General features: G+C 63.9%; 11 protein-coding genes. 7 read left to right on the forward strand and 4 right to left on the reverse strand.

Features of this window, described 5'->3' with window-relative positions; all coding sequences use genetic code 11:
• Positions 1 to 94 precede the first annotated feature (94 nt).
• Entirely contained in the window at positions 95 to 454 is a 360-nt protein-coding gene (locus tag RT582_RS22035; RefSeq protein WP_014819370.1) for an MGMT family protein, read from the forward strand.
• A gap of 39 nt (positions 455 to 493) precedes the next feature.
• Positions 494 to 2,194: an AmpG family muropeptide MFS transporter gene (locus tag RT582_RS22040; protein ID WP_313480035.1), complete on the forward strand. Its 1,701-nt coding sequence runs from the start codon at positions 494 to 496 to the stop codon at positions 2,192 to 2,194.
• A gap of 60 nt (positions 2,195 to 2,254) precedes the next feature.
• Here the strand turns inward: RT582_RS22040 and RT582_RS22045 are convergent, their stop codons facing one another.
• Together RT582_RS22045 and RT582_RS22050 are read right to left on the reverse strand one after the other, a co-directional pair.
• Positions 2,255 to 3,079 (reverse strand): mechanosensitive ion channel family protein, encoded by an 825-nt coding sequence (locus RT582_RS22045; protein WP_003299851.1) that lies wholly within the window; start codon positions 3,077 to 3,079, stop codon positions 2,255 to 2,257.
• An 89-nt stretch (positions 3,080 to 3,168) separates the two neighbouring features.
• A complete protein-coding gene (locus RT582_RS22050) occupies positions 3,169 to 3,648 on the reverse strand; it encodes a YajQ family cyclic di-GMP-binding protein (protein WP_003299849.1) in 480 nt (159 codons plus the stop codon).
• A 157-nt stretch (positions 3,649 to 3,805) separates the two neighbouring features.
• Here RT582_RS22050 and RT582_RS22055 point away from each other — a divergent pair, with 157 nt between their 5' ends.
• Genes RT582_RS22055 through RT582_RS22075 form a run of 5 tightly spaced genes read left to right on the forward strand, consistent with a single transcriptional unit; the run spans position 3,806 to position 9,375 of the window.
• Positions 3,806 to 4,771, forward strand: a complete 966-nt coding sequence (locus RT582_RS22055) for a response regulator (protein ID WP_003299848.1) — start codon at positions 3,806 to 3,808, stop codon at positions 4,769 to 4,771.
• 2 nt (positions 4,772 to 4,773) lie between these two features.
• Positions 4,774 to 5,685, forward strand: coding sequence for a putative 2-dehydropantoate 2-reductase (locus tag RT582_RS22060; protein ID WP_003299847.1), 912 nt, complete (start codon positions 4,774 to 4,776; stop codon positions 5,683 to 5,685).
• Between the two features lie 46 nt (positions 5,686 to 5,731).
• On the forward strand, positions 5,732 to 7,747 hold the full coding sequence (locus RT582_RS22065) for a sensor histidine kinase (RefSeq protein WP_003299845.1): 2,016 nt from the start codon (positions 5,732 to 5,734) through the stop codon (positions 7,745 to 7,747).
• A 16-nt stretch (positions 7,748 to 7,763) separates the two neighbouring features.
• The gene (locus tag RT582_RS22070; protein ID WP_003299844.1) at positions 7,764 to 8,354 is read left to right on the forward strand and encodes a cob(I)yrinic acid a,c-diamide adenosyltransferase; all 591 of its coding nucleotides are present in this window, start codon (positions 7,764 to 7,766) and stop codon (positions 8,352 to 8,354) included.
• Positions 8,347 to 9,375, forward strand: coding sequence for an ion transporter (locus RT582_RS22075; RefSeq protein WP_185745734.1), 1,029 nt, complete (start codon positions 8,347 to 8,349; stop codon positions 9,373 to 9,375). Before RT582_RS22070 ends, RT582_RS22075 begins: the two co-directional genes overlap by 8 nt.
• Positions 9,376 to 9,438: 63 nt before the next feature.
• On the opposite strand, the gene RT582_RS22080 is transcribed toward RT582_RS22075, so the two are convergent.
• Both RT582_RS22080 and RT582_RS22085 read right to left on the reverse strand, forming a co-directional pair.
• Entirely contained in the window at positions 9,439 to 10,215 is a 777-nt protein-coding gene (locus RT582_RS22080) for an alpha/beta hydrolase family protein (RefSeq protein ID WP_278400057.1), read from the reverse strand.
• Positions 10,202 to 11,329, reverse strand: coding sequence for a DUF3182 family protein (locus RT582_RS22085; protein WP_278400080.1), 1,128 nt, complete (start codon positions 11,327 to 11,329; stop codon positions 10,202 to 10,204). The genes RT582_RS22080 and RT582_RS22085 overlap by 14 nt, the downstream gene beginning before the upstream one ends.
• Between the last annotated feature and the right edge of the window lie 157 nt (positions 11,330 to 11,486).

The raw sequence follows: 11,486 nt of genomic DNA on the forward strand, positions 1-11,486 counted from the left end.
CTAAACTTGGCGCGATGAAAAATAGATTATTGAACTAACCGCTCAGGCCACTAGTTCGGCGCGCAGGACGCCTGCCTGCACCGGAGCACCTGTCATGGCCGACCTTCCACCACTGCTGCCACCCGCTGCCGACGCCGATGCACGGCGTGCCGCTGTTTATCTGGTGATGTCGCAGATACCGCCGGGTAAGGTGGTGAGCTACGGCGAACTGGCCGCCATGGCCGGACTCGGTCGCGCGGCCCGCTGGGTTGGCCGGTTGATGTCTCAGCTGCCCGACGGCACCAGCCTGCCCTGGCACCGGGTGATCGCCGCCGGCGGACGGCTCAGCCTGCCGGCCGGTTCCCCTGCCGGGCACGAGCAGCGCATGCGCCTGCGGGCCGAAGGGCTGACCATCATCAACGACCGGGTGGACATGCGTCGGCACGGCTGGCATTCGACGGAGCACAGCGGTTAGAGTGCGCGCTTCGTCCAAAACTGCACAGATCCTCGATGTATGTCCCGTGAAACCTGGCGCGATGCGCTAGCCGCCTACGCCAGCCCCGCTACGCTGGCCCTGCTGTTGCTGGGTTTCGCTGCGGGTCTTCCCGCCGTTCTGGTGTTCTCCACGCTGTCGGTCTGGCTGCGCGAAGCGGGCGTCTCGCGGGAAACCATCGGCTTTGCCAGCTGGATCAGCCTGGCGTATGCATTCAAATGGGTCTGGTCGCCGATGCTCGACCAGTGGCGACTGCCCTGGATCGGCGCGCTCGGGCGCAGACGCTCCTGGCTGGTGCTGTCGCAGGCGCTGATCGCCATCGGTCTGGTTGGCATGGCCCTGTGCAACCCGCAATACAACCTCACGATGCTCATCGCGCTGGCGGTGGTCGTGGCGTTTTCGTCGGCCACCCAGGACATCGCCATCGATGCGTATCGCCTGGAGATCGCCGAGGACAAGTTGCAGGCGACCCTGGCAGCCAGTTACATGACCGGCTATCGCATCGCCATGCTGCTCGCCAGCGCCGGCGCGCTTTTCCTCGCCGAATGGCTGGGCTCGAGTAGCCTCGACTACAATCAGGCCGCCTGGACCACGACCTATCTGGCCTTCGCCCTGCTGATCCTTCCCGGGTTGATCACCAGCCTGGTAATCCGCGAGCCGGACGCCGCTGCGCCGCTGCCCAACGAGCCATCGCGCTACAGCTTCAATCACCAGCTCGCTGCAGTCGGCCTGCTGCTGGTGCTGCTGATCTCGATACCGGCGATGATCAACGCACTGATCGCCCAGGCCTGGCCGCGAGCGACGCTGTATGCACTATTCATCCTCGGCAGCATTTCGCCGATGGGCCGGGCGCTGTTCATGCCGGTACGGCATATCTTCAGCCAAGCCAAGCAACGCCAGCGACCGGCGCGCTTCGACTTCGCCCACCAGGCGGTATCGGTGATCGTGCTGATCATCCTGATGGTATCCACCACCGGCATGTTCCAGTCCTACTGGGGCGGTTACTGGCCGCGCGGCACCATGTACCTGCTGATCTGCTGGGGCTGCCTGTCGGCACCTGGGCGCATCCTGATGGGGCCGGTGCTGACGCCGATCACCGACTTCATCCTGCGCTACCGCTGGCAGGCGCTGCTGCTGTTGGGGCTGATCGCCACCTACCGAATGTCGGATACGGTGATGGGCGTGATGGCCAACGTGTTCTACATCGATCAGGGTTTTTCCAAGGACGAGATCGCCAGCGTCAGCAAGCTGTTCGGTCTGGTGATGACGCTGCTCGGCGCGGCCTTCGGCGGCTTGCTTATCGTGCGTTTCAGCATTCTGCCGATCTTGTTCATCGGCGGAGTCGCCTCGGCAGCTACCAACCTGATGTTCATGCTGCTGGTAGAGATGGGCGCGAATCTGAACATGTTGATCGTCACCATCTCCTGCGACAACTTCAGCGGCGGCCTCGCCTCCACCGCCTTCGTCGCCTATCTGTCCAGCCTGACCAACCTGAAGTTCTCGGCCACCCAATACGCCCTGCTGAGTTCGCTCATGCTGTTGCTGCCCCGTCTGCTGGGTGGCTACTCCGGGGTCATGGTGGAACACCTCGGCTACAGCGACTTCTTCCTGGTCACAGCGTTGCTCGGTGTACCGACGCTGATTCTGATCATCTGGCAGTGGCGCAGAACCCGCCAGCAGCCGGACGACACGCCGCACGAAACAGCCTCCGAACATTCCTGAGGCGACAAGCAGAAACGACGAAGCCGGCAAATGCCGGCTTCGCTTCGTTCAGGCAAGACCTCAGCTCTGAACCAGGTGCACCACGCGCTGCGGAAACGGAATACCGATCCCCGCCTCGTCGAAACGCTCCTTCACCAGTTCGGTGAAACCGAAGGTCACCGGCCAGAAATCACCGGTCGCGACCCAGACCCGCAAAGACAGATTGACCGAGCTGTCCCCCAGTCCAGTGACGAATACCACCGGCTCGGGATCGCGCAACACGCGCTCGTCCTGCGCGATTTCCAGCAGTATCTGCCGCGCCAGCTTGACGTCCGCGCCGTAATCGATGCCGACGTTGATATCGGCACGACGCCGCGGTTCGCGGGAGTAGTTGGTGATATGACCGTTGGACAGACTGCCGTTGGGCACCACGATGGTCTTGTTGTCGGCAGACTTGAGCACCGTATGGAATATCTGGATGGAATGCACTGTGCCCGCTACGCCCTGGGCTTCGATCCACTCGCCGACCCGAATCGGACGGAACAGCAGAATCAGCACGCCGCCAGCGAAGTTCGCCAGGCTGCCCTGCAACGCCAGACCGATGGCCAGGCCGGCGGCACCGATCACGGCGATGAACGAGGTGGTCTCCACGCCGATCATTGAGGCCACGCTGACCAGCAGCAGCACCTTGAGCACGATGCTGGCGAGGCTGCCGATGAAACCATGCAGAGTCGGATCCACATGACGACGCTGCAGCAGGCTGGCGACCTTGCCGGTCAGGGTGTTGATCAACCACCAGCCGAACAGCAGGGTCAATATCGCCAGGGTCACCTGGGCACCGTATTGCAGCACCACAGGCAGCCAGGATTCGGAAAGATCGACCAGGTAGTCGACGCTCAGGTCCATGGATTACTCCTTGTGAGGATCGGTGCCCGCAGCGCGAGCACCGACGGAAAGCGGGGGATGAATGCACGCGCCGAGGCGCGGAGGGAGGATCAGTCGCGGAAGTTGTTGAACTGCAGCGGCATGCCGAATTCGTGGCCACGCAACAGGGCGATGGCTTCCTGCAGGTCGTCGCGTTTCTTGCCGGTGACGCGTACCTGCTCACCCTGGATGGCGGCCTGCACCTTGAGCTTGGCATCCTTGATGTAGGCGACGATCTTCTTCGCCAGCTCCTTGTCGATGCCCTCGCGCAGCACCACTTCCTGCTTGGTGCTCTTGCCGGAAGCGTAGGCGTCCTTGATCTCCAGGCACTGGATATCGATCTTGCGTTTGACCAGGCTCAACTTGAGGATCTCGAGCATCTGCTCCAATTGGAACTCGGCGTCCGCCGTCAGCTGCACGGTCAGATCCTTATGCTCGAAGCTGCCTTTGCCGCGCAGATCATAACGACGATCCAGTTCCTTGATCGCGTTATCGACCGCGTTGGTGACTTCGTGCTTGTCCAGTTCGGACACCACGTCGAACGAGGGCATGGGGATTCCTCCACTGTATAGCGCGACCGGCCGCATGAGCCGAGCGCGTATGTCTTGACGGTTAAGAAAGCGCGGTCATTATAACGATTCGACGTGTCAGCGCCCGCCCTACGGCAAGGAGTGACAGGACGTCCCCCTTCAATTGATTGAGCTTGCCATGCCCAACCCTCTCCTGAGCATTCTCGTCGTCGATGACGCCAAATTCTCCAGCGTCATGATCGGTCGCGCGCTGAGCAAGGCCGGCTACCAGGATATCCGCTTCGCCAGCAGCGCCGCCGACGCACTGGTGCAGCATTCGCAACGCCCCGCGCATGTCCTGCTGGCGGACTGGCTGATGCCGGAAATGGACGGCCTCGAGCTGACCGGCCAGATTCGCCAGCGCGACGCCCAGAGCGGGCACTACAGCTACATCATCCTGCTTACCGGCCGTGACAGCGAGAACGCCCTGGGGCAGGCGTTCGACCACGGCGTTGACGATTTCATCAGCAAGTCGGCGATGAACGAGCAGCTGTTGCCGCGCATCTTCGCCGCCGACCGTCTATGCGGCTCGCTGCAACGGCTCAAGCAGGAGAATCACCAACTCGCAGAGAATGTCGCGAGCCTCGAAGGGCAGAGCCTGCAGGACCCGCAGACCCATCTCGGCAACGCCCGCTACATGCACCAGCGCCTGGCGGCCAGCCTGCGCCAGATGGAGAACCGCGGCACGGCGCTGTACTACCTGCAGATCGGCCTGCCCGACGCCGATGCGCTGCGCGAGCGCTATGGCGATGCGGTCTACGCGGAAATCCTCAGCGCCATCGGCGCGCGTCTGCAGCAGCTCGTCCGCCCTCTGGATGTGGTTTGCCGAATCAATGAAAGCCAGTTCGGCCTGCTGGCCCTGGTCAACGATCTCAAGGGGTGCTCGCCAAGCAGCTTCAAGCGCCTGCATGAAGGCCTGAACCTCAGGGCGCTGAAGACCAGCGAGGGTTTCGTATCCATCAAGGCGGGCATCAGTCTGATCAGCCTCGACACCGATGCGCTGCCCATCGCGCCTGAAACCATCATCGAGCGCGCGGCCGCCCTGCTGCCGAGCGCCTACAGCACCGGCCGCATCGTGCCGTTGCGCCTGAAGCAGTCGGCCTGAGGGTGAGCTGGCACGTCCTCGGCGCAGGCGCACTCGGCAGCCTCTGGGCGGCCCGCCTGGCTGGAGCGGGCGCAACAGTACGGATAATCCTGCGCTCTGCCCAGCGCCTTGCCGATTACCAGCGCGCCGGAGGACTCACGCTGACTGCCGAAGATCTATCTCGGCTCTACGCCATCCCGGCAGAACTGCCTGATGCGAGCGAACCAATCCAGCGCCTGCTGGTTGCATGCAAGGCCTACGACGCCGAAGCCGCGGTCGCTCAGGTGGCGTCCCGCCTCTCCTCTGGCTGCGAAATACTCCTGTTGCAGAACGGCCTCGGCAGCCAGCAGGCGATCGCCGAACGCTGGCCGCAGGCGCGTTGCATCTTCGTGTCGAGTACCGAAGGAGCCTATCGACAAGACGATTTCCATGTCGTGTTCGCCGGCCATGGGCAGAACTGGCTGGGCGATTCGAACGGCGGCAGTGCACCGGCCTGGCTGGACGAACTGAACCGAGCGGGCATCCCGCAAACCTGGTCCTGCGACATCCTGGCGCGGCTCTGGCGCAAGCTGGCACTGAACTGCGCGATCAATCCGCTGACGGTGCTCCACGATTGCCGTAATGGCGAGCTGCTGCAGCATCGCGAGCAGCTCTCCGGGCTTTGCCAAGAACTCGTCGAACTGCTCGAAGCCAGCAGCCAGCCAGTCGCGGCCAGCGATCTGCAAGACGAGGTACTGCGGGTGATCGACGCCACCGCGGCCAACTATTCATCGATGTATCAGGACGTTCGACTCGGCCGGCGCACCGAGATCGCCTACCTGCTCGGCCATGCCTGCCGCAGCGCCGACTCGCTGGGGCTCGCGCTACCCCGGCTGCACGAGCTGCACCGCCACCTGCGTGAACACCTGAGCCAGCGCGGATTGCCCACGGACTGAGCCGCGGCTACCCTGCAGAAACTCTCTGCTATGCCGTGTCCCGCCAATGATCCTGCGTCAGCGCCTCGAAAACCTTCCGGTCGGCCGCAAACTGCTGCTGGCCCTGCTCGTCCTGCTTGCCGCCGTTCTGCTGGTTTCCAACCTGACGTTCATCAGCGCGGCCTACTGGATTTCACGGCAGAGCGTTGCGCCGCAGGCCATGCACACCCTCGGCGAGCTGTTCGCTACCGAAGAACTGAGCGCGCGGGCGCTGTCTTCGCCGGAAGCCGCCGGCAAACTGCTCAAACGCCTGGACGGCTATGCGCCGCTGCGAGCCGCGATGATCTACGACCGCGACGGCAACAGCCTCGCGCAACTCCAGCAAGGCGACCGATTGCGTCTGCCCGAACAGCTCAGCGATGTCGAGCATTGGCGTGCCAGCGAGATTCGCGCCAACCTGCTGGTCAGGCTGCCGCAAGCCGATGGCAGTGCCGGGCATCTGCTGATGGTCGCCAGCAGCGAGCTGCCCGGCGCCTTCTACACCGGTACGCTGACCGCCAGCCTGGCCATTCTCGTCGCCAGCCTGCTGCTCTGGGTGCTGGTCGCCCGGCAGATCCGTCAACTCATCACCCGCCCGATTCGCGAGCTCGAAGCATTGTCACGCCAGGTCACCCGCGAGGAGGACTATTCCCTGCGCGCCAAGCCCGGCAACCAGGACGAGATCGGCCGGTTGGCCGATGCCTTCAACACCATGCTGTCGCGCATGGAGGCCCGCGAGCAGCAGCTCAAGCGCGCCCGTGACGATGCCCAGGAGGCATTCGATCATGCCCAGGGTCTGGCCGAGGAAACCCGCCACTCCAACCGCAAGCTGGAGCTGGAAGTGCAGGTGCGCAGCAAGATCGAGCAGAAGCTGACCGGCTTTCAGAAGTACCTCAACAGCATCATCGATTCGATGCCCTCGGCGCTAATCGCACTCGACGAACAGCTCTACGTCACCCAATGGAACCAGGAAGCCAGCGCCCTCTCCGGAACGCCGCTGGATGACGCCCTCAACCAGCCGGTGTTCGTCGCCTTCGAGCCGCTCAAGTCGTTTCTCGCGCAGATCCGCCGTACTTCGGAACAGCACGTGGTGGCGAAAATCGAGCGGGTGACCTGGATGCGCAACGACGAGCCGCACCACTATGCGCTGACCTGCTACCCGCTGACCGGCGCAGGTGGCCGCGGTGTGGTGATCCGCATCGACGACATCACCCAGCGCATCAACATGGAAGAAATGATGGTGCAGTCGGAGAAAATGCTCTCGGTGGGCAGCCTCGCGGCCGGCATGGCCCACGAGATCAACAATCCTCTCGGCGCCATCCTGCACAACGCGCAGAACATCCGCCGCCGGCTCTCGCCCGAGCTCGAGCGCAATCGCGAGGCCGCAGAGGAAACCGGCGTGCGCCTGGAAGCGGTCAACCAGTACCTACAGCGCCGCGAAGTGCCGCAGCTGCTCGATGGTATCCAGCAGGCCGGCTCGCGAGCGGCGAAGATCGTCAGCCACATGCTCAGCTTCAGCCGCATGAGCAACCGTCAGCTGGCGGACTGCCAGTTGCCCGTTCTGATCGATCAGGCACTGGAGATCGCCGGCAACGACTTCGCACTGATCGACGGTTTCGATTTCAAGGCCATCGATATTGTCCGTGACTTCGACCCGCGGATAGACCGCGTACCGTGCATCGGCAACGAGCTGGAGCAGGTCTTGCTCAACCTGCTGAAGAACGCCGCTCAGGCCATTCATACCCATCAGAGCGACGAGCCGGGACAGATCATCCTGCGCACGCGCCTGAATCCGCCGTGGGCGGAAATCCACGTCGAGGACAACGGTGGTGGCATCCCGGAGAATGTGCGCAAGCGCATCTTCGAGCCATTCTTCACCACCAAGGAAGTCGGCCAGGGAACCGGGCTGGGTCTTTCCGTCTCGTATTTCATCATCACCAACAACCATCAAGGGCAGATGGAGGTGCAGTGCCACACAGGCCACGGCACCACATTCACCCTGCGGTTGCCACTGAACTCGCCCGGCGAGCAGATGGCGACCTGAACCAAGGAACCGATACATGGGCAATCGACTGTCGAAAATCTACACCCGCACCGGCGATAGCGGCGAAACCGGCCTCGGCGACGGCCGTCGGGTTGCCAAGGACCATCCTCGCGTGGAGGCGATGGGCGAGGTCGACACCCTCAACAGTCAGCTCGGCCTGCTGCTCGCCGAACTGGCCGATGCGCAGGTGCAGTGGCCAGCGCTCGACGAGCTGATCAGCGTTTTCGCACCTTGCCAGCACCGCTTGTTCGACCTCGGCGGCGAGCTGGCGATGCCCGACTACCAGGCGCTGCAGGACAACGAAATCGAGCGGCTGGAACAGGCCATCGATCGCTGGAACCAGGAGCTCGGGCCGCTGAAGGAATTCATCCTGCCAGGCGGTTCCCGGCTGATCGCCCTCGCCCACCTGTGCCGCAGCATGACGCGCACTGCCGAGCGTCGTTGTCAGCAGCTCAATGCCAGCGAAACGGTACGCCCGGTGCTGCTGGCCTATCTGAACCGGCTCTCCGATGCGCTGTTCGTCGCCGCCCGCCTGATCGCTCGGCGCCAGGGTTGCGGTGAAATACTCTGGCAGCCAGCCGCTGCTTCACCTGCCGCGGATGACTGAGCCGGTCGTGGCGCGACAGGCCCGCCGTCGCGACCAGCTGCACGCCGCCTGGGAAGCCTTCATCGTCCTGTTGGTGTGCATCAACCTGTCGCTGATTCTGTTCGACAGCCTGTTCGCCCTGCAGCCTGTCAGCGCAGTGCTGGCAGACCTCGCGCCAGAGCTGCACGCGCGTTACCAGCAGAGTGTCCACGCTAACTTCCAGTACATCGACCTGGGCTTCGTCGCGATCTTCGTCCTCGATGTGCTGCTCGGCTGGACCGTGGCACTGTTCGAGCGCCGCTATGCACGCTGGTACTACTACCCGTTCGCGCACTGGTATGACGTGCTCGGCTGCATTCCCCTGGCCGGGCTGCGCTGGTTGCGCGTACTGCGTGTCGGCGCGCTGCTGATCCGCCTGCAGCGCCTGGGGCTGATCGACATGCGCGGCTGGGCCATCTACGGCCTTTTCAGCCGTTATTACTACCTGCTGATCGAGGAGCTTTCCGACCGGGTGATGGTGCGCCTGTTCGGCCGCCTGCAGCAGGAGATCGGCGCCAGCGACGACCTTTCGCGCCGGCTGCTGCAGGAAGTGGTGCGACCGCGCAAACAGCGCTTGCTCAACGACATCTCGCGACGCCTGCAGGACATGCTGGAGACCGGCTACCGCGACAATCGCGGCGCCATCGAAGGTTATGTCAGCCAACTGATTCACCAGGCGCTGCAGAACAATCCCGAGATGCACAATCTGCGGCGCCTGCCACTGGGCAACCGCCTGGCCAGCACGCTCGACGATGCACTCAGCGACATCGCCGCGCGGCTGCTGCAGGGCGCCGTGGAAGGCATGCGTGGCCCGCAGTTCCAGGCGCTGGCCGGCAATCTCGCCGACGAGTTCTTCGATGCCTGGGTCTACCAGGACGAAAATACCGACCTGGCGCTGGAAGAACTGCTGGTCGACGTCATCGAAGTGCTCAAGCAGCAGGTGCTCGACCGCCGCTGGAGTCGTTTCGTCGGCCCCACGCCCCCACCGACACATCCCGAGTGAGCGGACTGACGCAATGCTCTCCGTTGCAAGCCCCAAGGGCCGTCGGAGGCGAGTGCTGACCTGCTACTCGTCGACCGCCTTGAAGCCCTCAGGGGATTTTTCGTCGAGACGCGCGCCGATGATCATCTCGGTCGCCCAGTTCACCAGAATCGAGGTGTAGGCCTCCTGGCAGCGCTCGTTGCTCAGCGCATGGTCGGCACCGTCGATGATGCGATGGGTGAGAGAGTGGGTGCCGTGGAAGGCGGCACGATAGCTCATGATGGTTTCATGCGGGACGAAGGCATCGTGCTCGGACTCGACGATCAGCACGTCGCCGCGAAACGCCGCGCAGGCGGCCAACGCGCGGTTCTCGTCCGCTAGCACGCGCCGGCTGCGCAGCTGGTTGAGGATGTCGCGATCGAGCTGCCGCTTGGGCACCTGCCACTCCTCGTCGCGGTACAGCGCCGGCACGCGCAGGGCCAGCCACTTCACCGGACGCAGCGCGGTGAGAATCGCCGCGAGGTAGCCGCCATAGCTGGTGCCGACCACTGCAATCGCGGAGGGGTCGATATGCGGGTGTTGGGCCAGCAGATCGTAAGCAGCGAGCAGATCATTGAGGTTCTGTTCCCGCGTCACGGTTTCCTGTTGCGCGCGGGTCTGCGCATGGCCGCGCAGATCGAACGACAGGCAGACGCAACCAAGCCCGGCGATACCGCGCGCGCGGTTCAGGTCACGCTGCTGGCTGCCGCCCCAACCGTGCACGAACAGCACGCCTGGCATCTTCTCCGGCGGTGAGAGGAAGGTCCCGGCGATATGCTCATCACCTACCAGGATGTTCACCATCTCGCTATGCGTCGCCATAGTCCTCCACCGTTACACACTTGGTGATGAAACCCACATCGGCGTCCTCATCCCGATACAGAACTTGCGCACCGGCCGGCACGCTCTGCTCGCGCCCATAGAACTCCAGCGAAGACGCCTTCACCGCGCGCGCTGAAGTGCCTTGCCTGAAGACTTCCAGGGCAGCCACTTCAGCGCTGCTGGCACCGCCGATACGCCAGGATTGCTCGAGCACGCCGGAACGTGACCGGCCCCGGCCATCGACGCCCTGGGCGATGTCGTAGTTGCGTCGCGAGGCGAAGAAATGCCGATAACAGGCCGAGGCTGCCTCGTCGTAGACCTGCGCCTGACGCACGGCCAGACGTGTCGTCTCCGGCAGATCAAGGGCCATCAGCGCCTCGAAGTCGCCATCGACGACCACCAGATCCGAGCCGCCATACACCTCGTTGCCCGCGTTGTCCCGAGTCAGGCGCTGCGTACCGTAGTAACTGGCCAGACGGCCCCCGACACGTACCTGGCCGACACTGAAGGTGATGACGCGATCCAGATGCGCCTCCAGAACCAGGCCGTACTGGGCCAGTTCCTTTTCATCGAGCGCAAACAGCGCCTTATCGAGGGTCTCGGCATCATCGACGCGCTGCTGCCCGCGGCCACCCGTGGCGCGTACCGGCTTGATCCGCACCGGCCCTTCGTGCAAAAGGCGCCGCCCGGCGTCACGCGCATCCTCGATGCTGAAGGCGCTGTAGCCGGCCAGCACGCTGCCCTTGACCTGGGTACTGAAGTCCCGCGACCAGCCGACCGGCGCCACGGCGTCCGGACGCACCAGCGGATGAGTGATCGCTTTGGTTTCGACAAAGGCCTGCGGCACGACACCACCAAACAGGTCACCCTCCTCGTTCAGCCCCAGCTCCTGGGCTTCGCGGAGGCCGACGACGGTGCCCGACGGTATCAGGTAGGGATGGGCGTCATAGCGACGCGTTGGATCGTACTCACCGCCGTAACTCGTCCCCAGCAAGGTCGCCAGGCGTTCGGCCAAGGCCGCGTGGACGACCTTCTCGTGCTGCGGCTCGCGTGGTCGGTTGGCATAGGTCAGCACGACCCGGCGTGAGCTCTGCAGCGTTTGCGCATTCATCATCGTTGTGGACAGCTCCATGGACTGCTCGGCATGTACGTCCTGAGACCCGGCGCGCCGGCAGGCGTTCGCTTCTGCCTGAGCGTCCCGCCGAGCGCCAGAAACGAAAAAGGGGAGCAACCTCGCGGCTGCTCCCCTTCTTTTTGCGCTTCGATTCAGG

Origin of the sequence: Stutzerimonas kunmingensis, from assembly GCF_032106285.1 — a bacterium.
GTDB classification, from domain to species: domain Bacteria; phylum Pseudomonadota; class Gammaproteobacteria; order Pseudomonadales; family Pseudomonadaceae; genus Stutzerimonas; species Stutzerimonas kunmingensis_B.

What these genes read in the sequence shown, in the direction of transcription:
- RT582_RS22035 (WP_014819370.1), top strand. Translation starts at nt 95, where the DNA reads ATGGCCGACCTTCCACCACTGCTGCCACCCGCTGCCGACGCCGATGCA.
- RT582_RS22040 (WP_313480035.1), top strand. Translation starts at nt 494, where the DNA reads ATGTCCCGTGAAACCTGGCGCGATGCGCTAGCCGCCTACGCCAGCCCC.
- RT582_RS22045 (WP_003299851.1), bottom strand. Translation starts at nt 3,079, where the DNA reads ATGGACCTGAGCGTCGACTACCTGGTCGATCTTTCCGAATCCTGGCTG.
- RT582_RS22050 (WP_003299849.1), bottom strand. Translation starts at nt 3,648, where the DNA reads ATGCCCTCGTTCGACGTGGTGTCCGAACTGGACAAGCACGAAGTCACC.
- RT582_RS22055 (WP_003299848.1), top strand. Translation starts at nt 3,806, where the DNA reads ATGCCCAACCCTCTCCTGAGCATTCTCGTCGTCGATGACGCCAAATTC.
- RT582_RS22065 (WP_003299845.1), top strand. Translation starts at nt 5,732, where the DNA reads ATGATCCTGCGTCAGCGCCTCGAAAACCTTCCGGTCGGCCGCAAACTG.
- RT582_RS22070 (WP_003299844.1), top strand. Translation starts at nt 7,764, where the DNA reads ATGGGCAATCGACTGTCGAAAATCTACACCCGCACCGGCGATAGCGGC.
- RT582_RS22075 (WP_185745734.1), top strand. Translation starts at nt 8,347, where the DNA reads ATGACTGAGCCGGTCGTGGCGCGACAGGCCCGCCGTCGCGACCAGCTG.
- RT582_RS22080 (WP_278400057.1), bottom strand. Translation starts at nt 10,215, where the DNA reads ATGGCGACGCATAGCGAGATGGTGAACATCCTGGTAGGTGATGAGCAT.
- RT582_RS22085 (WP_278400080.1), bottom strand. Translation starts at nt 11,329, where the DNA reads ATGATGAATGCGCAAACGCTGCAGAGCTCACGCCGGGTCGTGCTGACC.